At 44.7% G+C, this 25,971-nt stretch carries 24 protein-coding genes and 1 pseudogene; 3 read left to right on the forward strand and 22 right to left on the reverse strand.

Annotated features, from left to right (window positions below; all coding sequences use genetic code 11):
• A pseudogene (locus tag ACERCG_RS00005) lies at positions 1 to 70 on the reverse strand (IS1595 family transposase); the annotation flags it as partial.
• Positions 71 to 121: 51 nt separating this feature from the next.
• On the opposite strand from ACERCG_RS00005, the gene ACERCG_RS00010 reads away from it, so the two are divergent.
• On the forward strand, positions 122 to 847 hold the full coding sequence (locus tag ACERCG_RS00010; RefSeq protein WP_373610059.1) for a hypothetical protein: 726 nt from the start codon (positions 122 to 124) through the stop codon (positions 845 to 847).
• Between the two features lie 71 nt (positions 848 to 918).
• Here the strand turns inward: ACERCG_RS00010 and rpoC are convergent, their stop codons facing one another.
• The 4 genes from rpoC to ACERCG_RS00030 form a co-directional block, all read right to left on the reverse strand.
• Positions 919 to 5,202 (reverse strand): DNA-directed RNA polymerase subunit beta', encoded by a 4,284-nt coding sequence (gene rpoC, locus ACERCG_RS00015; RefSeq protein ID WP_373610060.1) that lies wholly within the window; start codon positions 5,200 to 5,202, stop codon positions 919 to 921.
• Between the two features lie 174 nt (positions 5,203 to 5,376).
• Positions 5,377 to 9,402 (reverse strand): DNA-directed RNA polymerase subunit beta, encoded by a 4,026-nt coding sequence (gene rpoB, locus ACERCG_RS00020; protein WP_373610061.1) that lies wholly within the window; start codon positions 9,400 to 9,402, stop codon positions 5,377 to 5,379.
• A 326-nt stretch (positions 9,403 to 9,728) separates the two neighbouring features.
• Positions 9,729 to 10,031, reverse strand: coding sequence for a hypothetical protein (locus tag ACERCG_RS00025; protein WP_373610062.1), 303 nt, complete (start codon positions 10,029 to 10,031; stop codon positions 9,729 to 9,731).
• A 14-nt stretch (positions 10,032 to 10,045) separates the two neighbouring features.
• A complete protein-coding gene (locus ACERCG_RS00030; protein WP_373610063.1) occupies positions 10,046 to 10,483 on the reverse strand; it encodes a hypothetical protein in 438 nt (145 codons plus the stop codon).
• Positions 10,484 to 10,697: 214 nt separating this feature from the next.
• Here ACERCG_RS00030 and ACERCG_RS00035 point away from each other — a divergent pair, with 214 nt between their 5' ends.
• On the forward strand, positions 10,698 to 10,844 hold the full coding sequence (locus tag ACERCG_RS00035) for a helix-turn-helix domain-containing protein (RefSeq protein ID WP_373610064.1): 147 nt from the start codon (positions 10,698 to 10,700) through the stop codon (positions 10,842 to 10,844).
• A 387-nt stretch (positions 10,845 to 11,231) separates the two neighbouring features.
• On the opposite strand, the gene rplL is transcribed toward ACERCG_RS00035, so the two are convergent.
• The 6 genes from rplL to ACERCG_RS00065 all read right to left on the reverse strand — a co-directional run bounded on the left by rplL (position 11,232) and on the right by ACERCG_RS00065 (position 17,134).
• Entirely contained in the window at positions 11,232 to 11,600 is a 369-nt protein-coding gene (gene rplL, locus ACERCG_RS00040) for a 50S ribosomal protein L7/L12 (protein WP_006248748.1), read from the reverse strand.
• Positions 11,601 to 11,658: 58 nt separating this feature from the next.
• On the reverse strand, positions 11,659 to 12,150 hold the full coding sequence (gene rplJ, locus ACERCG_RS00045; protein WP_025235143.1) for a 50S ribosomal protein L10: 492 nt from the start codon (positions 12,148 to 12,150) through the stop codon (positions 11,659 to 11,661).
• 280 nt (positions 12,151 to 12,430) lie between these two features.
• Entirely contained in the window at positions 12,431 to 13,669 is a 1,239-nt protein-coding gene (locus tag ACERCG_RS00050; protein WP_373610065.1) for an NAD(P)/FAD-dependent oxidoreductase, read from the reverse strand.
• A 32-nt stretch (positions 13,670 to 13,701) separates the two neighbouring features.
• Positions 13,702 to 16,023 carry an MMPL family transporter gene (locus ACERCG_RS00055; RefSeq protein ID WP_373610066.1) on the reverse strand — a complete coding sequence of 774 codons (2,322 nt, stop codon included), beginning with the start codon at positions 16,021 to 16,023 and terminating at the stop codon, positions 13,702 to 13,704.
• On the reverse strand, positions 16,023 to 16,613 hold the full coding sequence (locus ACERCG_RS00060; RefSeq protein WP_373610067.1) for an outer membrane lipoprotein carrier protein LolA: 591 nt from the start codon (positions 16,611 to 16,613) through the stop codon (positions 16,023 to 16,025). Before ACERCG_RS00060 ends, ACERCG_RS00055 begins: the two co-directional genes overlap by 1 nt.
• Positions 16,614 to 16,693: 80 nt before the next feature.
• Positions 16,694 to 17,134 (reverse strand): thioesterase family protein, encoded by a 441-nt coding sequence (locus ACERCG_RS00065; protein WP_025266668.1) that lies wholly within the window; start codon positions 17,132 to 17,134, stop codon positions 16,694 to 16,696.
• A 103-nt stretch (positions 17,135 to 17,237) separates the two neighbouring features.
• Between ACERCG_RS00065 and ACERCG_RS00070 the strand changes: the two genes are divergently transcribed.
• Positions 17,238 to 17,579: a hypothetical protein gene (locus ACERCG_RS00070; protein WP_373610068.1), complete on the forward strand. Its 342-nt coding sequence runs from the start codon at positions 17,238 to 17,240 to the stop codon at positions 17,577 to 17,579.
• Positions 17,580 to 17,609: 30 nt separating this feature from the next.
• Here the strand turns inward: ACERCG_RS00070 and ACERCG_RS00075 are convergent, their stop codons facing one another.
• From ACERCG_RS00075 to ACERCG_RS00125, 11 genes are all read right to left on the reverse strand, one after another.
• Entirely contained in the window at positions 17,610 to 18,527 is a 918-nt protein-coding gene (locus ACERCG_RS00075; RefSeq protein ID WP_373610069.1) for a glycosyl transferase family 2, read from the reverse strand.
• Positions 18,524 to 19,246, reverse strand: coding sequence for a glycosyltransferase family 2 protein (locus tag ACERCG_RS00080; protein ID WP_373610070.1), 723 nt, complete (start codon positions 19,244 to 19,246; stop codon positions 18,524 to 18,526). The genes ACERCG_RS00075 and ACERCG_RS00080 overlap by 4 nt, the downstream gene beginning before the upstream one ends.
• Before the next feature lie 81 nt (positions 19,247 to 19,327).
• Positions 19,328 to 20,533: an AMP-binding protein gene (locus tag ACERCG_RS00085; RefSeq protein ID WP_373610071.1), complete on the reverse strand. Its 1,206-nt coding sequence runs from the start codon at positions 20,531 to 20,533 to the stop codon at positions 19,328 to 19,330.
• Positions 20,534 to 20,537: 4 nt separating this feature from the next.
• Complete coding sequence (locus ACERCG_RS00090; protein ID WP_373610072.1) at positions 20,538 to 21,089, reverse strand: hypothetical protein; 552 nt, start codon at positions 21,087 to 21,089, stop codon at positions 20,538 to 20,540.
• Between the two features lie 19 nt (positions 21,090 to 21,108).
• Positions 21,109 to 22,779 carry an AMP-binding protein gene (locus tag ACERCG_RS00095; protein WP_373610073.1) on the reverse strand — a complete coding sequence of 557 codons (1,671 nt, stop codon included), beginning with the start codon at positions 22,777 to 22,779 and terminating at the stop codon, positions 21,109 to 21,111.
• A gap of 115 nt (positions 22,780 to 22,894) precedes the next feature.
• Positions 22,895 to 23,140, reverse strand: coding sequence for an acyl carrier protein (locus ACERCG_RS00100; RefSeq protein ID WP_015433595.1), 246 nt, complete (start codon positions 23,138 to 23,140; stop codon positions 22,895 to 22,897).
• A 1-nt stretch (position 23,141) separates the two neighbouring features.
• Complete coding sequence (locus ACERCG_RS00105) at positions 23,142 to 23,402, reverse strand: phosphopantetheine-binding protein (RefSeq protein ID WP_015433596.1); 261 nt, start codon at positions 23,400 to 23,402, stop codon at positions 23,142 to 23,144.
• Positions 23,403 to 23,405: 3 nt separating this feature from the next.
• Positions 23,406 to 24,167 (reverse strand): lysophospholipid acyltransferase family protein, encoded by a 762-nt coding sequence (locus tag ACERCG_RS00110; protein WP_373610074.1) that lies wholly within the window; start codon positions 24,165 to 24,167, stop codon positions 23,406 to 23,408.
• The gene (locus ACERCG_RS00115; protein ID WP_373610075.1) at positions 24,152 to 24,904 is read right to left on the reverse strand and encodes a beta-ketoacyl synthase chain length factor; all 753 of its coding nucleotides are present in this window, start codon (positions 24,902 to 24,904) and stop codon (positions 24,152 to 24,154) included. The genes ACERCG_RS00110 and ACERCG_RS00115 overlap by 16 nt, the downstream gene beginning before the upstream one ends.
• Positions 24,904 to 25,344, reverse strand: coding sequence for a hypothetical protein (locus tag ACERCG_RS00120; protein WP_373610076.1), 441 nt, complete (start codon positions 25,342 to 25,344; stop codon positions 24,904 to 24,906). Before ACERCG_RS00120 ends, ACERCG_RS00115 begins: the two co-directional genes overlap by 1 nt.
• Positions 25,345 to 25,382: 38 nt before the next feature.
• Positions 25,383 to 25,967 carry a hypothetical protein gene (locus tag ACERCG_RS00125; RefSeq protein ID WP_373610077.1) on the reverse strand — a complete coding sequence of 195 codons (585 nt, stop codon included), beginning with the start codon at positions 25,965 to 25,967 and terminating at the stop codon, positions 25,383 to 25,385.
• Between the last annotated feature and the right edge of the window lie 4 nt (positions 25,968 to 25,971).

Below are 25,971 nucleotides of genomic sequence, written 5' to 3' on the forward strand. Positions count from 1 at the left end.
CGGTTACGCCTGCTACAAACAGCTCTATGAGTTTATGTTGTTTGTACTGACTTAGACGACTTTTTCTCATAAGGTTATCTTAACCTAAATGGAAGTTTTAGTCGTTATCTAGGACAGCCCCTTGTTTAATCCTATTTCTAAATATACTTATATTCCCATTTTAATAGGTAAAAATAAGGTTAAGAAATATATTAAAGTTAAATTCATCGATTGTGCTAATAAAAATAAACGTCCAAAAATTTATTTACAAGAAAATTTTATTTCTATTTTTTATTATGATGGCAATAAGGAAACTCTTCCAATCCATGAATTCTTTGATCTAAGCAAGATAAATTTAGGTATCAGTAATAAGGTGGAATATGTTGGGTATACAAATGAACCAAGTAGAAGGCCAACAAATGGTTCACATACTGGATTAAGTGATATCCTATATAAGATATCAAATGAAGATAATGATTTCCTGATCTATTTTAATACTTTCAAAGTTAGAGTAATAACAGATAATAATAATTCTAGTTTAAATATTATCGCATCGAATGCAATGACTAACGAAGTTAATATTGATACTGAAGGTAAAATAATTGAGAAATGTTTTATTTCATATTTTAACTCCAATACTCAGAATCGTAACCGAAAAAATGAAGATAGTTATCTATATAATAACATGGAAAATTTATCATCTAAATATAAGATTCATAGTATAGAAATATACTATTATCAAACTGAAGAAAGTGACTATACATTATTTTCCTCATCATCGGTTGTTGCTAAACACGAACATTATTTTTCTGTATCACTAAATAATTCAAATATTGATATAACTCGTGATATAGAACCATTACTATAACAAAAAACCTAGAACATAAGTTCTAGGTTTCCAATTTATCGGTGCTGTAACAACAGCTCCTCTACGAACTATTACTCTTCCTCACCCGCATTTAACAACGCGGCTAAACTTTGGGTTGCATCGTCGGCAACGAATTCAAATTCAGCTTCGATGTCTGCATCAGTAACAAATGAGTTTTCTTTTGTAGCTGGTGCTTCGTATTCAGGGGCTACTGCGATGCCTGCATCAAGTTGTGCACGTTTTTTCGCGCGAGCTTGGTGGTAAGCAAAACCAGTACCTGCTGGGATTAGGCGACCAACGATTACGTTTTCTTTTAAGCCACGTAACTCATCTTGTTTGCCTGCCACTGCGGCTTCGGTAAGCACTCGAGTGGTTTCTTGGAACGAGGCTGCAGAAATAAAGCTTTCTGTTGCAAGAGATGCTTTGGTAATACCAAGCAATTCACGTTCAAACTCAACAAGTGGTTTGCCTTCTGCTGCACGTTTGCGGTTAGCAATTTTCACACGAGCTACTTCGACTTGTTCTCCGTCTAGGAATTCAGAGTCGTAAGCGTTGGTGATAGTTGCTTTACGCAACATTTGGCGAACAATCACTTCGATGTGCTTGTCGTTAATTTTTACCCCTTGTAAGCGGTAAACTTCTTGTACTTCGTTTACGATGTAGTCTGTTACAGCGTGTACACCACGTAAGCGTAAGATGTCGTGCGGAGTTTCTGCACCGTCTGAGATCACATCACCACGTTGTACCATCTCGCCTTCGAATACGTTTAATTGACGCCATTTTGGAATCATTTCTTCAAACGCTTCGCCTTCGGCTGGAGTAATTACCAAGCGGCGTTTACCTTTGGTTTCTTTACCGAATGATACGATACCTGAAATTTCCGCAAGGATTGCCGGCTCTTTCGGTTTACGGGCTTCGAATAAGTCTGCTACGCGTGGAAGACCACCGGTAATATCCTTAGTACCCACAGATTCTTGTGGAATACGTGCTAAGGCTTCACCCACTGCAATTTCTGCACCGTCATCTAAGGTTACAATCGCTTTACCTGGTAAGAAGTATTGCGCTGGAACATCTGTACCCGGAATTAAGATATCATTACCGTTGCTATCGACTAAACGTAGTGCTGGACGTAAATCTTTACCTGCAGTTGCACGTTCACCCACATCTTGCACCACGATTGATGATAAACCTGTTAATTCGTCCGTTTGACGAGTTACTGTTAAGCCATCAACGATGTCGCTAAATTGGATACGACCTGCTACCTCTGAGATAACTGGCATTGTGTGTGGATCCCAGTTCGCCACTACTTCGCCTGCGTTTACTTCTGCACCGTCATTTTTCGATAACACTGCTCCGTAAGGCACTTTGTAGTTCTCTTTTGTACGACCGAATGTATCGATAACCGTTAATTCAGTATTACGAGATGTTAATACGATTTTGCCGTCTTTGTTCGTTACAAATTTAGCGTTAGTTAGCTTAATCGTACCTGCATTTTTCACTTGAATGCTAGATTCTTTCGCTGCCGCAGATGCCGCACCACCGATATGGAACGTACGCATCGTTAACTGTGTACCCGGTTCACCGATTGATTGTGCCGCAATAACACCAACCGCTTCACCTTGATTGATTAAGTGACCACGTGCTAAGTCACGACCGTAACATTTCGCACACACTCCGTAGTCTGTGTTACAGGTTACTACAGAACGTACTTTGATTACATCAACGGATTCACGATCAACTACATCACACCATTTTTCATCTAATAAGGTGTTGCGTGGAATTAATACTTCATCTGTACCTGGTTTTAATACATCTTCCGCTACTACACGACCTAATACACGATCGCGCAGCGCTTCTTTCACATCACCACCTTCGATTAATGGGGTCATCACGATACCTTCGTGCGTACCACAGTCATCTTCGATGATTACTAAGTCTTGTGCCACATCTACTAAACGGCGGGTTAAATAACCAGAGTTCGCTGTTTTTAATGCGGTATCGGCAAGACCTTTACGCGCACCGTGGGTTGAAATAAAGTACTGTAATACGTTTAAGCCTTCACGGAAGTTTGCCGTGATTGGCGTTTCGATAATCGAACCGTCTGGACGTGCCATCAAGCCACGCATACCCGCTAACTGACGAATCTGTGCCGCAGAACCACGCGCACCAGAGTCTGCCATCATAAAGATGCTGTTAAATGACGCTTGTTTTTCTGGGTTACCTTCACGGTTGATTACTTCTTCCGTTGAAAGGTTTTCCATCATCGCTTTAGCAACACGTTCGTTTGCTGCTGCCCAAATATCGATTACTTTGTTATAACGCTCACCAGCTGTTACTAAACCGCCGTTGAACTGTTCTTGAATTTCAGCTACTTCTGCTTCAGCCGCTTCAATGATTGAGTATTTTTGTTCTGGAATAACCATATCATCAATACCAACAGAAGCACCTGAACGTGCAGCGTAAGCGAAACCGGTGTACATAATTTGGTCAGCTAAAACTACAGACTCTTTTAAACCTAAACGGCGGTAGCTCTCGTTAATTAATTTTGAGATCGCTTTTTTACCTAATGTTTGGTTGAATAAGCTAAATGGCATACCTTTTGGTGCGATCATCCATAAAATGGAACGACCGATAGTAGTATCCACTAATTCCGTTTTAGCAACAAATTCGCCTGCTTCGTTTTTCTCATATTCGGTAACACGCACTTTTACGCGAGAGTGTAATTCTGCTTCCCCTGTGCGGTATGCTTTTTCCGCTTCACGAGGGTCTAAGAAGTACATTCCTTCGCCTTTACCGTTTACTTTCTCACGAGTCATATAGTACAAGCCTAATACAACATCTTGGGATGGAACGATAATCGGATCACCACTTGCTGGTGAAAGTACGTTGTTGGTAGACATCATTAACGCACGAGCTTCTAACTGAGCTTCAAGTGTTAATGGAACGTGTACTGCCATTTGGTCACCATCGAAGTCCGCGTTGAAAGCCGCACACACAAGTGGGTGTAACTGGATTGCTTTACCTTCGATTAGTAACGGCTCAAACGCTTGAATACCTAAACGGTGAAGCGTTGGCGCACGGTTCAGAAGAATCGGATGCTCACGGATAACTTCTGCAAGAATATCCCATACGATTGGATCTTCACGTTCTACCATTTTCTTCGCAGCTTTGATGGTTGATGCAATGCCACGAGATTCTAATTTAGAGTAGATAAATGGACGGAATAATTCCAATGCCATTTTCTTCGGTAAACCACATTGGTGTAAGCGTAAGTATGGACCTACGGTAATTACAGAACGACCTGAGTAGTCTACACGTTTACCTAATAAGTTTTGACGGAAACGACCTTGTTTACCCTTGATCATATCCGCAAGTGATTTTAATGGACGTTTGTTAGAACCCGTGATTGCACGACCACGACGACCGTTATCTAATAATGCATCAACAGATTCTTGTAACATACGTTTCTCGTTACGTACGATGATGTCTGGTGCAACTAAGTCTAACAAGCGTTTTAAACGGTTGTTACGGTTAATTACACGGCGGTATAAGTCGTTTAAGTCAGAAGTTGCAAAACGACCACCATCAAGCGGTACTAATGGACGTAAATCTGGTGGTAATACAGGAAGAACGGTCATTACCATCCATTCTGGTTTGTTGCCAGATTGTAAGAACGCTTCTAAGGTTTTTAAACGCTTAGTGATTTTTTTACGTTTTGTTTCTGAGTTGGTTTCTTGTAATTCTTCACGTAACGTTTCGCATTGGTGTTCTAAGTCTAAATCACGAAGTAATACTTGGATACCTTCTGCACCCATTTTCGCTTCGAACTCATCGCCCCAACGCTCTTCAGCGTCCATAAACTGTTCTTCAGTTAATAACTGATTTTTCTCTAAATCAGTCATACCTGGTTCAGTTACGACATAGCTTTCAAAATAAAGTACACGCTCAATATCACGTAACGGCATATCTAAAATTAAGCCGATACGGGACGGAAGTGATTTTAAGAACCAAATGTGTGCAACCGGGCAAGCTAATTCAATATGCCCCATACGCTCACGGCGTACTTTAGTTTGTGTAACCTCAACACCACATTTTTCACAAATTACACCACGATGTTTTAAGCGTTTGTATTTACCACATAAACACTCGTAGTCTTTTACCGGCCCGAAGATACGAGCACAGAATAAACCATCACGCTCTGGTTTGAAGGTACGGTAGTTAATCGTTTCTGGTTTTTTTACTTCACCGAAAGACCAAGAACGGATCTTATCTGGTGATGCTAAACCAATTTTAATCACATCAAAATCATCGCTTGATTTTGTTTGTGCTTTTAAAAACTTCACTAAGTCTTTCACTTTTTTGCCCCTAGGGTAGGTTTTTAAATTCGCCCCGCAATTAGCCGAGCGAGTAAATTTTGTGTACAAGCGGTTAGGTTTACCCCAAATTTTGCAAATTTTTTGTAAAAATGAACCGCTTGTTGTTTCGTTTGTGGGCGAATGTAATTCGCCCCTACATTTATCCAAACGAAATTAAGCTTCGTCCAACTCCATATCGATCGCTAATGCACGGATCTCTTTGGTGATTACATTAAATGACTCAGGGATACCCGGTTCCATATAATGCGTACCATCTACGATGTTTTTGTACATCTTCGTACGGCCGTTCACGTCATCCGATTTCACAGTAAGCATTTCTTGAAGTGTGTAAGCAGCACCGTATGCTTCTAATGCCCAAACCTCCATCTCACCGAAACGCTGACCACCGAACTGAGCTTTACCACCCAACGGTTGTTGAGTAACAAGGCTATAAGAACCCGTTGAACGTGCATGCATTTTGTCATCAACTAAGTGGTTCAATTTGAGCATATACATATAACCAACGGTTACTGGACGCTCGAATTTCTCACCTGTGCGGCCATCGTAAAGGGTAATTTGACCTGAAGTTGGTAAGCCACCTAATTCTAATAAGCCTTTGATTTCTGTTTCGTGTGCACCGTCGAACACAGGGGTTGCAAGCGGTAAGCCTTTACGTAAATTTTGAGCTAAACGCATCACTTCTTCATCAGTGAAGGTGCTTAAATCAACTACTTGTGAACCGTGTCCTAAGTCATACGCTTTTTGGATATATTCACGCAGTTTCGCGATTTCTTGTTGCTCTTTGATCATCTTGTTGATCTGATCACCGATACCACGTGCCGCTAAGCCTAAGTGGGTTTCTAAGATCTGACCGATGTTCATACGAGATGGTACGCCCAGCGGGTTCAATACGATTTCAACCGGCTGACCGTTCTCATCATATGGCATATCTTCAACAGGGTTGATTTTCGAGATAACACCTTTGTTACCGTGACGACCCGCCATCTTATCACCCGGTTGGATTTGGCGTTTAACCGCAAGGTAAACTTTAACTACTTTTAACACGCCCGGTGCTAAATCATCGCCTTGAATGATTTTGTTACGTTTGATTTCAAGTTTACGTTCAAACTCTTTGCGTAACTCTTCGTGCTGTTCTGCTAACTGCTCTAATTGGTTTTGTTTCGCTTCGTCATCTAAAGTTTGTTCTAACCATTTCTCACGAGCAACGCCATCTAGTGCAGACTCTTTCACGCCACCTTCAATTAATAGGTTGCGAACACGAGTAAATAAACCTGCTTCTAAGATTTCTAACTCTTCAGATAAATCTTTCTTCGCTTCACGAAGTTGAAGTTCTTCGATTTCTTTCGCACGTTTATCTTTCTCTACGCCATCGCGGGTAAATACTTGAACATCAATAACCGTACCTGAAGTACCGTTTGGCACACGAAGTGATGAATCTTTAACGTCTGATGCTTTTTCACCGAAGATTGCACGCAATAGTTTCTCTTCCGGTGTTAATTGGGTTTCACCTTTAGGGGTTACTTTACCGACTAAGATGTCGCCACCTTTTACTTCCGCACCGATGTAAACGATACCTGATTCGTCTAGTTTGCTTAATGCAGATTCACCCACGTTTGGAATATCTGCTGTGATCTCTTCTGCACCTAATTTGGTATCACGAGCCACACAAGATAATTCTTGAATGTGGATTGTAGTGAAGCGATCTTCTTGAACAACACGCTCAGAAACTAACATTGAGTCTTCGAAGTTATAACCGTTCCAAGGCATAAATGCCACACGGATATTTTGACCTAATGCTAATTCACCCAAGTCTGTTGAAGGGCCATCTGCTAAGATTTCGCCACGAGCAACTGGCTCACCTAAGTTCACACAAGGTACTTGGTTGATACAAGTATTTTGGTTTGAACGGGTGTATTTGATTAAGTTGTAGATGTCGATACCTGCTTCGCCCGGGATCGTTTCATCTTCATTTACTTTCACTACGATACGAGAGGCATCAACATATTGGATAGTACCACCACGTTTTGCCACAATCGCTACACCAGAGTCTAGGGCGATTGGTTTTTCCATACCCGTACCGACTAATGGTTTATCTGCACGTAATGTTGGAACGGCTTGACGTTGCATGTTCGCCCCCATCAACGCACGGTTCGCATCATCGTGCTCAAGGAACGGAATTAATGCTGCCGCTACAGAAACCACTTGTTGAGTTGAGATGTCCATATACTGAATTTCTTCCGGTTTGAATAAACCTGACTCACCTTGCTGACGGCAAGTAACATAAGTATCTGTAAAGCGGAAGTTCTCATCTAAGTTTGAGTTCGCCTGAGCAATGATATTGTTGCTCTCTTCAATCGCTGATAAGTACTCGATCTCTTCTGTTACTTGACCATCAACTACTTTACGGAATGGGGTTTCTAAGAAGCCGTAGTTGTTTGTGCGTGCATACACCGAAAGAGAGTTGATCAAACCGATGTTTGGCCCCTCTGGCGTTTCGATTGGACATAAACGACCGTAGTGAGTCGGGTGTACGTCACGTACCTCAAAGCCTGCACGCTCACGAGTTAAACCACCTGGGCCTAATGCAGAAATACGGCGTTTGTGCGTAACTTCTGAAAGCGGGTTGTTTTGGTCCATAAATTGCGAAAGTTGTGAAGAACCGAAGAACTCCTTCACTGCCGCAGAAATTGGTTTTGCATTAATTAAATCTTGTGGTGTTACGCCATCTAAATCGCCTAAAGACAAACGCTCACGTACTGCACGCTCAACACGCACTAAACCAATACGGAATTGGTTTTCTGCCATCTCGCCTACAGAACGGATACGACGGTTACCTAAGTGGTCGATATCGTCCACCTCACCACGACCGTTACGAATCTCAATTAATTTTTTCATCACACCGATGATGTCATCGTTGCTTAAAATGCCTGTGCCTTCGCCTTCAGGAATCTCTAAAGAGCGATTAAATTTCATACGACCTACCGCAGATAGATCATAACGCTCTGCTGAGAAGAACATATTGTCGAATAACGCTTCTGCCGCTTCTTTTGTTGGTGGCTCGCCTGGACGCATCATACGGTAGATTTCTACTAACGCACTTAAACGATCGTAAGTTGGATCCACTCTCAACGTTTCAGAAATATAAGAACCGTGGTCTAAATCGTTGGTGAATAATACTTCAATCTCTTTATAGCCGGCTTGCGATAAGTTCGCCAACATTTCCATTGAGATTTCCATATTCGCAGGGCAAATCACTTCACCTGACGATAAATCAACATAATCTTGAGCCGCTACTTTGCCTACAATATATTCCACAGGCACTTCGATTTGGCTGATATTGTCTTTTTCTAATGCACGAATGTGGCGAGCTGTGATACGGCGACCCATTTCAACATACACTTTACCGTTTGCCGCAATATCAAATGAAGCTGTTTCGCCTCTTAAACGCTCAGGCACTAACGTCATTAATAATTTGTTATCAACAATTTCAAATTTAACCTTCTCGAAGAATAAGTTTAAGATTTCTTCGGTCGTGTAGCCTAATGCACGTAGAATAATAGTTGCTGGTAATTTACGACGACGGTCGATACGGGCGAATAAGTTATCTTTCGGATCGAACTCAAAATCTAACCAAGAACCACGATAAGGAATAATACGTGCGTTATACAGCACTTTACCTGATGAGTGGGTTTTACCTTTGTCAGAATCGAAGAATACACCTGGACTGCGGTGTAATTGAGAAACAATAACACGCTCGGTACCGTTAATAACAAATGTACCGTTATCGGTCATTAATGGGATTTCGCCCATATACACGTTTTGCTCTTTAATATCTTTGATTGTGCCAGCAGCTGCTTCACGATCGTAAGACACTAAACGCAATTTCACACGTAATGGAGCGGCATAGGTTGTACCACGAATTTGACATTCACGCACGTCAAATACCGGCTCACCTAATTCATAAGAAACGTATTGCAATTCAGTTGCACCGTTGTTGCTCACAATCGGGAAAACTGAACGGAATGCCGCTTCTAAACCCTGCTGCCCTTCAGGATCTTTTTCGATAAATTTTTCAAAAGAATCAAGCTGAATTGTTAATAGATAAGGTACGTTCAGAACTTGTGGACGTTTGCCGAAGCTCTTACGGATACGCTTTTTCTCGGAATATGAATATGCCATTTTTTAAGATAGCCTCTGAAATATATTTTTGGTTGAGATTACACAATCCGACACGAAAGACTCGGTTGGAAGTGGCATTATAAAAACTGTACGAGGTGTCATTTTCCAATCGCCAATCAAGCAGTCAAAAATCACTACTGCAAGCGGTCAAATTGGGCAGGAAATTTGCAAATTTTGTTGATTAAAATGACAAAACCAACACTTGCGTTCAAGCACAAAAGGCTGATCGGTCAAGCCGTCAGCCAATTTTTACTAAAAATGGTTAGAAATTATAGCGGGTTTTTTAAATTTTGGCAACAAATTGACCGCTTGTTTTTATGGAAAAATTATTGGGTTTTCTCTTCGTCTTGGGCTAATTTACTACCGAAAAATAGACTTGCAAAACCAATAGCGAAGATAGAAATTAAGAAATAATAGCCCCATTCAACATAATTAATGGTTGCTTCTAAACCTTGGATAGTCACTACATTTCCCAAAGTAAGAGCATATCCACCACTAATACATAAAACAACAATCACTTTTCCTACTTGCACTGAGCTGATTTCAAAGTCAGATATTTTACCTTGAGCTAAATACAATCCAAATCCAGCGATAATAAATAATCCAGCTAAAACAATAAAAAACATCATAATGACTAATCCTATTAGTTTTTAGCAGTTTTACATACTTTAACGATCAAATCTGATTTGGAAAATTTTTGTCCCAATTTACCATCTACACAAGCCTTTTTTATCAAAGGCATTCCTTCATGGAAATTACCTTTATGACCTAACACATATAAGTATCCTGTAATAAACTTACCTAAAGTATCATTTTTAGCAGCCGCTCTTTGAGCATAATTATACGCATCATCAAATTGCTCGGATTGAAAATACATATAAGCCACATATCCTAGAGAACTAGGCTGCCCTTTTTTCACTGCTGCAATTAAATCGTCAACCGTATAAGCCATAGTTTCAAGACCATCATAAATTTGATTATATGTTGCATTATTAGGGATTGGTTTAGCACTCACCACAGTCGAAAGAGAAAATGTTGCAACAGTAGCTAATAGAATAGATTTAAGAAATTGTTTGTACATAATAAATCCTTAGAAATGGTTTAATTAGAGATGTTTTACTTCCTATGTCAATAGGAAGTAAAGGGAGTATACTCCCTTGAAAAATTGATTTTTATTTGTTCAATTTTCCTTAAAATATTCTAGCGAGAAATTAGAATAATGATATAAACGATAGGCTACATTTAGTATTCAGTAGTAGATTGATAGGTTTATCCCTAAAAACAATACTAGGAGAATGAAAAATGAAACGCTGACCAGCCACCCGATTCGCCATACTTTTGCCAATAACCTTAGAAAAATCCGCCGATTAAAGGATATTTCTCAAGAGGCATTAGCATTTGATGCCGAACTGAGCCGAGCTTATATAAGTGATGTAGAGTGAGGGAAAAGAGCCATCTCAATAGATGCAATGGGGAAAATAGCCAACACCCTAAACGACAGCCTAATAGACCTACTGAAAAGCGATTATTCAGTAGATGATTTAATTCAAAAATAAAAAAACAAGCGGTCAATTTTCTTCAATTTTTTGCAAATAATCTCAACGTAAGGCGGGGCTTGCCCCACCGCTACAATATTGATTAAATAATTGCCGCACCGTAGGGGCGAAACATCTTTCGCCCTATTCAAATATCAAATACAAAAAGGCAAAAAATATTTTGCCCCTACATTTTTTCTCTATATATTTAACTACCGCTTGCAAAAAAACAAAACCCCGATGTTTCCATCGAGGTTTCTTGAACTTGAAGTCCGGGAAAAGTTAAATCAAAAATTATTTGATTTCTACTTTTGCACCAGCTTCTTCTAATTCTTTCTTAAGTGCTTCAGCTTCTGCTTTAGAGATGCCTTCTTTTAATGCAGCTGGAGCTGATTCTACTAAGTCTTTAGCTTCTTTTAAGCCTAAACCTGTTGCACCACGTACTGCTTTGATTACAGCTACTTTGTTTGCACCAGCTTCTGCTAATACTACATCAAACTCAGTTTTCTCTTCTGCTGCCGCTGCGCCTGCTGCTGGAGCTGCTGCTACTGCTGCCGCTGCTGAAACACCGAATTTTTCTTCCATCGCAGTGATTAATTCAACGATTTCTGATACTGATTTAGAAGCAATTGCTTCAATGATTTGTTCGTTAGTTAATGACATAACAATCGATTCCTAAAGTAAAATAAGTTGTTAAACGAATAAAGAAGAGTGCTTAAAATTAAGCTGCTGCTTCCATTTGATCGCGTAATGCTGCAAGAGTGCGAACAAGTTTGCCTGCCGCAGCTTCTTTCATTGTGCCCATTAAACGTGCAATTGCTTCTTCGTAAGTTGGTAAGGTTGCTAAGAATGCAACATCTTGTCTTTTACCTTCAAAGGCTGCACCTTTAAGTTCAAACTCTTTGTTTGTTTTCGCAAATTCAGTGAATAAACGTGCTGCTGCACCTGGGTGTTCATTTGAGAATGCGATAAGAGTCGGACCGGTAAACGTATCTGTTAAGCACTCGAACTCGGTGCCTTCCACTGCACGACGTAATAAAGTATTACGTACAACTTGCATTGTCACACCAGCTTCACGAGCTGCTTTACGTAACTCAGTCATTTTTTCAACTGTTACACCGCGAGAATCCGCAACAACAGCTGAAAGTGCACCTTTGGCAGCTTCGTTTACTTCAGCAACAATCGCTTGTTTGTCTTGAAGATTTAATGCCATTGGTTTTAGCTCCTGATACACTCTGCTTTTTCAAGCAGAATTTACAAAAAATCCCAAAAATATTACCGCTTGCATTGCTACAAGCTGCAATCTTCTTTGAGCCTAAGGTGTCCAGAAGCAGAGAATTCTGTCTGTTCACCATCTATGTAGGATTATTAAGTTTTCACCCCTACAGTCTTAGACGGGGCTTAGATAGGCTAAGCACCATCAGCTTGCTCTCGCAAGTTAAGGTCGCAAAGTATACAAATAATCTGCGACCCTGTAAAGCACAAAATTAAACTTAATCATCAATTTCTGCTTTACCAACAACTTCCGCCAATGCCTTCAATCTTGCATCAGACTTCGCTACAAACGGGTTGTTTTCGTCCCAAGCATAGCCGGCGAGAATGGAAGAGATCATTTGGCGGATTTCCGGTTGTGGATTGCGAGCATAGATCACATCTTGGAATGAGCAGTCATACCAGCCGTTTACATAGGTACGGAAAGCATTTACGCCCACCATCAGCGGTTTGGTAAATTCCTGCTCCCAATCGACCGCTTGTCCGTTGAGCTGTTGGGTAACAAGGCGGGCGGCAAGTTGTGCCGAGTGTAGCGCAATCGTCACACCGGAGGAGAACACCGGATCTAAAAACTCGGCGGCATTGCCCAACAGGGCGAAATGTTTACCGTGCAGGGATTTTACATTTGCCGAGTAGCCTTGAATGTTACGGAACGGGAATTCGTTGTTCCAGTTAGCGTTGGCAAGAATGCGGTTGAGCATTGGGCATTCGAGAGCAAATTTTTTCAACACGGTTTCGCTGTCGCCTTCCAGCACATCAGGCAAGCCGACTACGCCGATAGAACAACGGTTGTCCGCAAACGGAATTAACCATAGCCAAACATCACGATGGCTTGGGTGCGTGGTAATCAAAATTTTATTGCGGTCGAAGTCTTCAGCGGTAATGTTGTCGTCAATATGGGTGAAATGTGCCAAACGTGCCGGCAGGTGAGACGGTGTATCCAACTGCATTAAACGAGGCAATACACGCCCGTAACCGCTGGCATCTAACACAAATTTGGCTTGAATTTGGTACGTTTCACCGGCTTCGGTGCGAGCCGAAATCACCGCCAGCTCACCCGAATTATCCAACGCTAACACCTCATGTCCGAACCGCACTTCCACGCCTTTTTTGGCTGTTTCATCGATCAAAATTTTATCGAAAATCCCACGGCGGACTTGATAAGTCGTTCCCGGCCCGGCGGTAAATTTATCGGTAAAATCAAAATAGGTGTAACGATTCCCCCAAGTGAAAGCCGCCCCGTTTTTGAATTGGAAACTCGGTTCAGCGTGAACTGCCTCGACCAACCCCGCATCCTCTAAAATTTCCATACAGTGTGGTAGCAGGCTCTCGCCAATCACAAAACGTGGGAAATGCTGTTTTTCCAACACGCACACTGAGAAGCCCTGTTTTTTCAACAGCGAGGCAGACACCGAACCGGACGGGCCGGCGCCAATAATCACGACATCAAATTGTTGCATACTCTTTTCTCCGTTGGGTGCGTTTTAACGCACTATTTAAATAATCTAAAAGTGAATATCACACTCAATACCACACCAAGGCTGACGCTTAAACCGAAACTTGCCACAGCCGGTGTGTGGCTCTGGCTGAGCAGTAAAAAGGAAATCAGCGTGGTAGCAGCGGCAAGCAATACCGCAATCCGTTTTGCCGCTACAGGCTCTTCGGCAGTTTGCATATAGGCGGTGTAATCAATGCCGATGGCTGAAACCAGCAACAAGCCGAACATCGCAAACAGGCTAATCGGCAGCCCCAGCCAGCCGAACAGTGCCATGGTTGCCAAAATCGCCCCGAACGGCACAAGTAACATTCGAGCGGTGTGGCGTAGCCCAAAGAAATAGCCTAGCAGCCAGCCAGCCAGCCCAAAAGAGACCACTTTCAGCCACGCCGCTTGGTTACGGCTTTGCTCAAAGGCTTGGTTGAGGTAGGCACGTCTGTCTTGCCAAAAAATATCAATGCCGTTTGCAAACGGTGTCATCTCCGCAGCATTTTGCAAACCGCTGATTTTTACCACACTCGCCACTTGCCCTTGTTCCAGCTCGCCCAAATAGAGCGAACGCCAAGCCTGCCCGAGTTCGGTCTGCAACGCACTTTTCAAGGAAATCGGTTTTTCTTGGGCGAATGCCTCAATCGCCTGTTGAATATGAGCCGGCTCAATGCCGATCTCGCTTAAAACCGCATAATCCTCAGGCTGAATTTGCCTTGCCAGTTGTTGTGTAAACGCCTTTTGTTGCTGTGGTGACATTATCCACTGACTCAATGCTTGAAACGAGTGAATTTTGCCTTGTTGCTGTAATAAAAGTAGTTGTTGTGTCAAGTTTTGCTCTTTATTGAGCAAATTATCATCATTTTCGGCGGTCACTAAAAAATACTGACTACCAAGATCGGTTTGGGTGATACGGCTGATTTGTTGTGCATCGGCAAGCAAATTTTCCGGCAATGCAACCCAATGGCGAATATCGTCTTGCCAGTGGGTTTTGCTTATGCCAATAAGGGTTAAAATCACGAAAAATCCATATCCCAATGATCGGATCCCCCTCTTTGAAAAAGAGGGGTTAGGGGAGATTTGCCGTTGTAAATCTCGCCCCCGCCCCTCTTTTTCAAAGAGGGGAGCCTGTTTATGCCGTTGAAATAACATCGGCAAAAACAACACCGTTGCCAACATTGCCGTCACCAACGCCACAGCAGAGAAAAGTGCGGTCTGTTTTAGCACCGTTAAGGGCGTGAAACCTAACAGCAGATAACCCAGCAACGTCACCAGCAAGCTAATCAAAAAGCTAAACCGCAGGCGGTTCATCGCCTGTTGTGGCTGCCAATTTGGGTTGGAAAGTGCGCCGCTCAGCCAATGGAGCGGGAAATCGATTAACACCCCAATCAGGCTGGTGCCGATAACCAAGGTTAAAATATGAATATGCCCAAAGCCCAGCACCGTTGCCGTTATGCCACATAACATTCCTACTGCAATCGGCAAGAACAGCCACATCACTCGCAACGAGCGGAAAACACCCAGCAGGAGCAGCAGAGTAAAGCCAATGCCAAGACTGCTCATCAGCACACTTTCCGTTTCCGCTTGTTGTTTGGCGTGAGCCGCAAACAGGGAAGTGCCGGTGGCGAGTAATTTGCCGTGTTGAGCTTGAATTTGTTGCTTGCTCTCTTCAACCAAATTTAACAACGCCAGCGAGGGGCTAATCAAATCCGCCTGAGCTAATTCGGCGTGAATAGCAACCCACGTCATTTTTTCGTTTGGCGCATCGCTTTCTTGATAAAGCATTCCGTTTTCCGAATGCCATTTAAGCGAAGACAAGCCCTGTGCAGCGCTCAATGCAAAACGCCCAAAGCCGAGCCAATCTTGGTTCAGCGGTAACAGATTTTGTTGTTGAAAAGGGTTCGCCAGTTGTTCGGCATAGGCTTGAAAATAGCGGTTTGGCTGGTTGAGTAGCTCTGCTCGCACGGTTTCCGGCAAGGTTGCGACACGCAGTTGCTGTAATTGCAGGCGAAGAGTGGGCAGATTAGGTTCAATCCGCCAATTTACCACCGAAAAATGACCGCTCTTTTGCCATTTTTCGCCCAATTCAGCGGTGAGTTGAAAGGCAGATTGTGCCTCAGAATGCCCGACAAGAGCGATGAATTGGCGGTTAAGTTGCGCCTCTTGGTGGCGGTCGGCTTGTTGTTGTGCTACCGACCAATGGCTTTCGGGGAGTAATGCTTGCAGTTCGGTTTGAAGCCAACCGCCTTGGCGCAACTGTACGCCAAAGACAATCAACACGCCCACTAAAAACAGAGCGTAAAGCCAACGGCAAGCGGTCAGTTTTTTCATTATTTTTGCAACGCAGATTGGGCAAATGCCGATAACGGCTGATCTTGCTGAATTTGCTCGAAACGGATCAAGGTGCGATCCCCCTGTTTTTCCCGAATTTCGATGCTTTTCACGACCAGATCGCCTCGGATTTCAATATTGTCAAAAATCTGTTTCATCAACAAAGTGTTCGGCACAAGGCTGAGTTGCCACGCTTTTTCGGTACCGTTCAGTTGCAGATTAAATTGTGAAGAAAGTGCCGCCACATCGCCCGACAACAGCCCTAAAAACAGCTTAATCTGTTCCGACTGACCGAGTTGCTGGCTGCTTACCCACTGGCTACCGTTCCACTGGCTAATGCCGTCTGCTTTCACACGCAGTTGGTTTTCAAACGGCTTTTTCATCTGCCACAGTAAGCCTTGATTTTTCAGCAACACAAAATCACCCTGTGTCATCATCGGCTTGGTTAGCCCGTTTAAAAACCGTTGCTGGCTAAACTGCCCTTGCAAATTGCTTGGCTTTTGGAGTTGTAAAACTAAATCTTGTTGCGAAAATGCCACAACAAGCGGTGAAAACAGGCTGAAAATCAGCGAAAAGATCAATTTTTTCATATTCTTTTGAGGCGGGTTCTGCCCCCGCCCATTGCTTCATTGGTAATTCGGGCGGGTACAAGCCCCCGCCCCTACGATGATTAAATTAACGGCACAAAACCCTGATAATTTTCCACCGCACTTCGCCAAGACGGTGGGGTTTGGAACTGCATTTCTTGGCTGGCGATTTCCACCGCCACTTGCGTGGTGCTGCCGGTGGTTAGTTTCTTACCAGTGGCTAGATCGACAATGGTGTAATCAAAGCGAATGGAGCTTTCATATTCCACCAACGCCACATCCACCCGAATTTTTTGGCGAAACAACGCAGGGCGGACATATTTTAAATTCAGTTGCACAATCGGATAGCCGTAGCCGTGGGCTTTCATCACGTCATAGGTGTAATGAATTTGCTCCAAAAAGGCACAGCGAGCCATTTCCAGATATTTTACATAATGCCCGTGCCACATAATTTCCATCGAATCCACATCAAAAAACGGGATTTCATATTCACTACTGTGTTGGGCGTAAATGTGTTTTTTAATTCGCATATTCACTTTATCACCAAACCTTGTATATATCTTGACAAAATAGCGTTTTTAATTAGAATTTACGGATGAATTTTACCCTTATTATGGAGATTTTCCTATGAAAAAATTTATCATTACATTACTTGCCGTATCTGTACTAGCCGCTTGTGGTAGCAAAGCAGATCGAGATTCTGCTCGCATTGCAAAACGTGAAGCACGTCTCGCTAAAGAAACTGCATTTACTTTGGGTGTGGATGCTAACAGTGTAAAAATTTCTAATGTCTCTGGCAATATGTACGGCTATAGATGGCAAGCTCAAGCGAATGGTAAAACATACAATTGCTCTATTGTGGGCGGAAATTTTATGACTTGGGGACAAACAGTGACGCCACCACAATGCCACCCAATAGCAAGTGGTGAAACGAAGAAAAGTCGATCAAAAACAAAAAACAAAAAATAAACAATAAAGACGGTGAGAGATCACCGTTTTTTATTGCCAAAAATCATAAAAATTAAACCATAAATGCGGATTTTTTGCACACTCTTTTTCAAGCAGTTTGGCGTAATTTTGCATTGCCTGTTGAATGTTTTGCTGGCGAACTCTGCCTCGTCCGCTGATAGGAGAGCTGAATTTACGCAGTTGCAAGCGGTATTTTCCGTTCTCTTTTAAGCAAAAAACCGTGTTGAGTTCCGCTTTTAGCAGACTTGCCAGCAACCACGCCCCTTCGGGGAAGTTTGCAGATTTTCCGAGAAATTCAACCGCTTGGGTTTTATCGCCCCGCACCGGAACACGGTCGGCGGCTAAGGCAATCCATTCGCCCCGTTCGATCCGCTCGCTCAATTCCAGCATTTTTTGTGCGTCCAGTTCTTCCACTTGAATCAGCGAAAGCTCGTTCGCACCGGCTTTGACTAAGGCTTGATTAAAGGCTTCCGCATTGCGACTATGCACCAGCACATTGAGCTTAAAATGCGGGTGATGTCCGCTATCCACCAAGGCACGGCAGATTTCCATATTGCCAAAATGGGAGCAGACCAAAATCTGCCCACGCCCTGTGGGGTTGTCCATTTCGGCATAGAGATTATCCGCATCGTCCACCACTAAATCCGCATAGCGAATTTTGCGTTGCCACACCGCAAAACAGTCGGTTATCGCCTCACCAAAAGCAAGAAATTGGCGGAAAACCGCCTGTTTCGGCAGTCGAAGATGCGGAAAACTCGCCTGCAAATGAGCCTGATAGTCGGCAATATGCGTGCGGGCTTTTTTCGAGGTAAGGTAAAAATAAAGCACCACCCAAAAGCTGACAAAACGAATACCACCCAGCGGAAAATACTTCACAATCAAGGTGGTTAAACGTAGAAAAAACGGCGTGCCACGCTCTGCTTGTTTTGCCCAGTGGCTTGATTTCATCGCATTTTCCCCGTGAGCAACCGCCCCAACATCTTAAAAAACAGCCGTGCGTGCATTTTGCTGATGAGCCAATTATCCGCCCAACCTCGAAAGTGTGAAACACCGCCAACTTCATATTTCACCGGTGTGTCCACCCAAACCAGTGGGATTTTACGCCAGTGGCAGTGAACGAGAATTTCAATGTCGAAATCCATTCGGTCGCCCAGTGGCTCACTTTGTAAAATCGGCACAACGTCGGCAAGCGGATAGAGGCGGAAACCACACATTCCGTCCACAATTTGGGTGGAATGGGTGTTTACCGCCAGCCAAAAGTTGGTGATTTTCCGCCCGTAGAGCCGTGCCTTTGGCGCATCTTCGCCATAAATCGGTTTACCGCAAATGCAAGCGGTCGGATTTGCCCGAGATTTTGCAAGCATTTCAACCACATCTGCCAAGTTGTGCTGACCGTCCGCATCGACTTGCACGGCGTGGCTAAATCCCAGCTCAAAGGCTTTTGTTAAACCGGTTTTCACCGCCGCCCCTTTGCCACCGTTTTTCTCACGAAAAACCAACCGCACTTTGTCACTTTCCAGCGTTTTCAACACCGCTTGATGCTCAATTGAGGAGCCGTCATCGACAATCAACACCGGCAAATCAAGGGCAAGCAGTTCTGCCACGACCTTACCGATAGTGGCGGAATGGTTGTAGTGGGGGATGAGGACGGTGGGCGTGAAGTTCATTTTTCTTGTTTCCTAAATAGTGCTTTTAATTTTTCAATCTCTTCTCTTGTATTATATCGTTAAATACACATTCTATGTTTATCATACTTTTTCCAAACACACCCTCTCAAAATCCGCTCGGCTGATTTTCGATTGGCTGTTTCTTGGCAGTTTTTCGCAGAAACGCCAGTAGCGGGGCAGGGCAAATTTTTCTTGGGTTGGGAGCAAGTGCTTTCTCAATTCGGCGATCAAACTTTTCCGCTCAGCTGCTAGCCCTGCCGAGTTGAGGGCAACCCACGCCACAGGGCGTTGATGTTCGGGGTGTAAGCCGAGGTAGCAGTCACTCACCCAAGGGTGTTTCAGCAAATCTTGCTCAATTTTTGCCAATGAAACCCGCTTGTCGCCAAGTTTGACGATGCGGTCAATCCGCCCGAGCAGTTCAAAGCTGTCCTCAGCAAACTGCACGCTGTCGGCGGTCTGTTCACGCTGTGCCAACCACGGGCTTTCTACCCACAAGGCTCCGTCTGCATTTAAGCCAAGCCGACTTTGTGGCATTGGCTGCCAATTGCCTGCTTGGGTGCGATAGGCAATCACACCGGTTTCGGTGCTGCCATAGATTTCAATGATCGGGCAAGCAAGGGTATGACGCAGTGCCGAAGCGGTCTGTGCCGGCAATGCCCCGCCGGAGGAGATAATACCGGCAAGGGGGAGCGTAGCAAATTCAGGGTTAGCGAGATTAAGGTTCATCAACAACGCCGGGCTGCTGATCCAGACTGCTTTTTGACGGCGGGTTTCAGCAATCAGAAATTCGGGGTATTGCAACGCCGCCCCGCCCAATTGCCAGCCCATTTCCAACGCCAAGAAGATGCGGAAGGTTAAGCCGTAGAGGTGCTGAGTACTGACACTGCCGAGCAGTTGCACCGCCTCGCCTTTTTCAAGTGGTAACACCTGAGAAAGAGCGGTCGCCTCACACCACATTTGTGCAGCGGTTTTGCGGATAATTTTTGCCTCGCCACTGCTGCCCGAGGTTTTCAGCCAAATCTCGCTTTCGCTCTGTTTATCCACAAGCGGTAGGATTTGCTCGATTTCTTGCAAATCACCAACCTCGGCAAGATTATTATCACAAATAAACAGATCGGCGTTTTCGTCCAGCCATGCCCGATTTTCCGCCAATAAATTCGGCGGCAAAAGCAACCGCACTTTGGCGTGCAAACAGTGAAGCAACACTTGGGCGAAGCGGCGACTGTCTTCCAGCCACAGCCCAACGGATTGGATGTTATGTTCGGTTAAATAATCGGAAAATTTCATTGTGTTATCGTTGTATCACCATTTTTCGGTACAACCATTCGCCCCCCATCACCACGCCCATAATGACATAGGCAATCACGCCGGTGTAAATCGCCCACCACGCAAATTGTGCGGCAATGATAAGCAGGGTTGAAATCACTATATTCAGTATAAACACGCCACACCAAAGTTGGGTGACTTTTCGGGTGTAACGCACGCCTTCTTCGGGTAAATTCGGATCTTGCAAACGGGCGAGGCGTTCGACTATAGTTTGATGTTGCCACAAACTGCCGCCAAACATCACTAGCATAATGCCGTTAATGATAATCGGATACCAATACATTGTTTCAAGACTTCGACTAAGCCCAACAATCAGTAAAATAATCGCCATTAAAATGGCAAAAAATTGCTGAAAACCAACCGCTTGTAGCCCCGCTTTCGCCCCCCAGCAGAGTGCAAGCAGAAACGGTAGATAGCCTAATATCGGGCTATCCTGCCCCTGCCACAGCCAAATGAGGGGGTAGGCGAGGCTTAATAGAGTAAGCAAAACGGTTATCACCGCAGTCAATTTTTTCATTGTTTTTAAGTAAGGGTATTTACTCACCCACAAACACTACTAACCCGCTGCCGCACATTTCGCCGCCGGTTTTGAGTTGGAATGCCATTCGGTTTTTGCTTTCTTCCCATTTGAGGCGGAGTTCCAGTTCGTCGTTCGGGCGGAGGAATTTTTGGAATTTGAGGTTATCAAAGCGTGCCACGGCTTTCTCTTCGCCGAAGTCGCTGTGGATTTTATCCATCACCCACTGCATTTCCACTACGCCGGGAACGAGCGGAAAATTAGCGAAATGTCCGCCGAAATAGGCAAGATCAAGCGGGACTTTGCCGTGAAAAATCTGCCAATCCACTTCCACGCTTTCTGAGAGCCAAATCGGGTCCGTGGCAAAGTGCAGACAGGTTTTCTCAAATTCCACACGACTGATTTTCGATTGGCTGTTGCGTGGCAGATGGTCAGTAAACCGCCAAAAACGAGGAACCGCCGAGCTTTCTTGGCTGGCAGTCAGGAAGCGTCGCAATGCCTCAATCACCGCCTTGCGCCCCTGTTCCCGAAAAGTGGTAATGCCTTCGTCATTCAGCTCCACCCACGCCGCCAGACGAGGCTGGCTCGGGTGTTGGGCGATATAGCAATCATTCAGCCAAGGGTGCTGATTTAACGCCGTTTCCACCCCTACCAATGAGGTGCGTTTGTCGCCGATTTTGACAATGCGGTCAATCCGCCCGAGCAATTCAAAGCCGTTTGGGTAAATCTCCACCGCATCGGCGGTTTGCTGGCGATCTTTCGCCCATTTTGCTTCCAGCCAGAGCGCGCCCTGCTCGTCCGTTCCCACTTCGCTATACGGCAGGGTTTGCCATAAACCGATGTCGGCACGCACCGCTATCGGGCCGGTTTCGGTGCTGCCATAAATTTCCACCACCGGCTTGCTGAGGCAGTGGCGGATTTGCTCGGAAAGCTGAGTATCCAGCGCCCCACCGGAGGAAATCACGCCGACCAATTGAGGAAAATCGAGCTGCTGCCAAGCCATTCGGCTCAACATTGCCGGACTGCTAATCAGCACACTTTGACGGGTTGCGGCACTTTCCGCCTGTAAATTTTCCGGAAAGAATTGCTGTTTGCGCCCGATGATCCAGCCTTGTACCAGCGACATCATAACCTGCACCGTTAAGCCGTAAATGTGCTGGGCGCTGACGCTGGTGATGGCAGTGATCTGATTTCCCTGCGCAAAAGGCAGTGCATTTGCCAGCACTTCGGCACTGAGCCACAGCTCTTCGGCGGTTTTCTCGATGGTTTTCGCCTCGCCACTGCTGCCGGAGGTTTTCATTAAAAGTGCGGTCTGATTTTGGCGAGAAACAAGCGGTAGGTTTTCGACATTTTTTTGCAACATCGCTTTGGCAGAAAAATCGGCAAATTGTACCGCTTGTGGGTGCGAAAGTGCGGTATCGGTAAGCCAAATATCCGCATTGGCTTCCACCCATTCACGGCTTTCCGGCGTGTCATTCGGCGGGAACAGGGTTTTGACACCGGCGTGCCAACAGGCAAGCAGAGTACAAGCCAGTTTTGCACCGTCTTCAAACCAGAGGGCGAGCGAACGAATTTGTTCAGCGTGCAATTGTGCCGAGAGTTGCAGAGCGTGGCGTTCAAAATCGGCGAACGCCCAGTTGGGGTGAGTGGCGATTAAATCGGTTGGGGAATAAGGTAGTTTCATCATCATTGTAGGGTGCGTTTGCTAACGCACCATTTTTCGTTGCGGTGCGTTGGAAAACGCACCATTTTCGTTATAGTGCGTTAGGAACACAGCATTTTTGCGGTGCGTTAGCAAACGCACCCTACTGTGCAGAAATTTTCTTCACCGCCTCAATCACATCGGCCACGGTGCGTACGTTGCGGAAATCGTCCGCTTGCAGTTTGTAACCGGTTTGGCGTTTGATGTGGTCGATTAAGTCAATCGCATCAATGCTGTCGATTTCTAAATCTTGGTAGAGATGCGTTTCGGGCGTGATTTTGCTCTCGTCAATTTCAAACAAATTCACCAACGCTTCGGTTAAGATTTTCTGAATCTCTTGTTCGGTCATTTTATGCCCCCTGTTGGCTACGGATAAAGGCTGCCAGTGTTGCCACGCTTTCAAAGTGGCTGCGCAGATTTTGGTTTTCGCTGTCGAGCTTTAAGCCGAAGGTTTTTTGCACCGCCAAGCCAAGTTCCAGCGCATCAACAGAATCTAAGCCTAAGCCGTCATCACCAAACAGCGGCGCATCGGTTTCAATGTCATCAATGCTAATATCTTCAAGGGCAAGACTATCAATAATCAGTTGTTTAAGTTGTTGTTCTAATTGCATTTTTTATTCCTTCGAGTAGGTATTGAAATAGGTTTCCAAATCCGCATTCAGGCGGCGTGAGGCAATCGGCAACGGCTTTTCTGCCAAATAGGTTTGTGGATCGATGTCCTCGCCCACCCTGAGCGTATAAATCATTTTGTGCTTAGCAATGTCATACCACGGTTGCCCTTTTTTCAAGGCACGATGTTGCAGTTGAATTACAATCGGGGTAATCACTTTCGCACTGCGTAGCCCGATAGAGACCGCCCCTCGGTGCAATCGCACCACGCCGTCATCTTTGGTTCTCGTGCCTTCGGGGAACAGCAGTAACGGCTGGGTTTGCAAGATTTGGTGGCTGATCTCAAGTAGCTCTTCACTTTCGGTGTTCGGGACAAAACCGCAGGCTTTAATCGGGCTGACCATTGCCGGATTTTGCATTAAATCTTGCTTTACAATGCAATTAAAGCGGTGTTCTTGGCTGAAAATCAGCACCACATCAATCAACGAAGGGTGATTGGCAAGCACCAATTGTCCTGCTCTGCCGAGTTTTTCAAAGCCGTGATAATGCACTTCCAAAACCCCACTCCATTGCAGATAACGCACAAAATAGTACCACGTTCGGCTGACGATTTTGCGCCCTTTGAGTTGGGTGGCGAGCGGGTTGTGCGGGTAATTTTTGGCGTAAGGATAAAGTAGCGGGATAAACAGCACCCCCACCACGCCGAAAATCACAAAACCAAACAGCGTGGCAACAAAGCGTTTCAGCCAGTTTAGTTTTTCACCCATCGCCACACACCTCCACGGCTTGCCGAGGTTTGCCACGCTCGGTTGCCCAAGTGCTGTTGTTGCACAAAGATCAGGGCATTATCCCCATTTGTAATTTTTTCGCTGTTTTCGACCGCTTGTGAGTGCAGTTCAAGCTGATACTGACTGCCTTGCTCCACCACCAACGCCAAGGCATAAGCAAAGGGCTGGCGATAAACCGGCTCGGCGTTATACGCTTTCGCCAGCGGATCTTCCGCCACCACGACCAGCACTTTCTGATGCCCATCATTGAGCAACAAATAGGCTTCCAGCAGGGCAGTTTCCAAATTATCCTGTTGTGCGGCAATCGCAGTGGTCTCCGCCTTCACCCGACGCATTTCCGACCACTGCCCCACCAGCGCATTATGCACCGACAGGCTAAATGAAGTCGGCGACACATCGCCCTCTTTCAACAAACTTTCCCACAGGGCAAAACTGCGGTTGATTTCACTGTTTTGTGAAGCATACACCACCGGCAGATTTTCGCCCTCTGCCGTTAATTCCCACGCACTTTCAAAGAAAAGGCGAGCCGCATCGCTTAAACGGCGGCGTTTGAGGGGTGGCAGAAATGCCAATTTCGGCGAAACCGTTTCCCAACGCTCGGCATTTGCCTGCCAAAACGCCTCGCCCTGTTGCCAATCTTCAACCGACAAGGCTTTATTGGCAACCACGTTCCACGCGGAAATGTTGAAAGAGAAGGTGCAGATTGAGGTCATCATTATTTCAGTAATTCACCAAAAATTTTCTCAACTTGGCCTTTTAAACCTGTTTTGGCGACTTCTTCTTCCTCAGAAGATTTTTGCCAATAAGAAACTTCTCTTAAACGAGTTTTAATATCGCCCGTTTCAGGATTAATGGAAACTAAACGGAATTTACCATTTACAATCGCACCATTTTTCTCATTTAACGCATAAGAAACGGCATATTCACAACCAGGTTTGATGTTCAGCATAATTTCGGAGGAAATCCCTCTGGTTTTTAAATACTGAGCCACAGTCGGATTGTATTCAGCTAATTTAGGCACTTCACCTTCTTTTAAGCAAATATGCTTAATTCCATCGATAGATTGCTCGCTTAAAGCACTATATTTAATCGGCTCGCTTGAACAAGCGGTTAGAACCAGTGCGCTCACAACAGAAATAACGCCAAGTTTTTTCATCTTTTTTTCCTTAAAAGTGTCGAAAAATTGTGGCTATTCTACACAATCTCCACCAGATTTTCTAATATTTGTGGGAAAGTGCGGTCAATATTGCCAATCTTTTGATTTAGCTCAGTAATGGATAATGGAATATCGCCATTATGAGAAACCAACCACCACACACTACCTTCGCTTTGCTCTTCTGCCGAATGCTCAAACGCCCAGCCAACTAACGCTTGCGAATGCTGTTTTAACGCCAGCCTCGCCAACTGTAACGGTTGCCAAAAGCTATGGCTATCTACGGTGACAAAAATGCTGGGAGCCGAGGTTTGAAACTGCTGAGCAAGCAGAAACGTCGCCGCATTATTCAGATTTGCCATAAAATCCAATGGGCTGGGCAGATCCTGTTCTGTGAGTTGGGTGAACATGTTGTTAAATTTGCTTGGCGAGGCAAAGGGGGAGCCGAGAAAAATCGGAGTGTCGGGCGTAATCTGTTCTCGCAACGGCAACGCCCCAAGCAATGCCAACTGGCTAAAACGGCTCATTCGGCGAGCGTTAATGCCGAGCGTTTTCAGCGCAGTTCGCAGGGATTTGTCGTCTTGAATATCTCCCCAAAAGGCGTGTTTTTGTTTAACGTATAACATGTTG

It is taken from the genome of Mannheimia sp. E30BD (genome assembly GCF_041807785.1).
GTDB lineage: Bacteria > Pseudomonadota > Gammaproteobacteria > Enterobacterales > Pasteurellaceae > Mannheimia.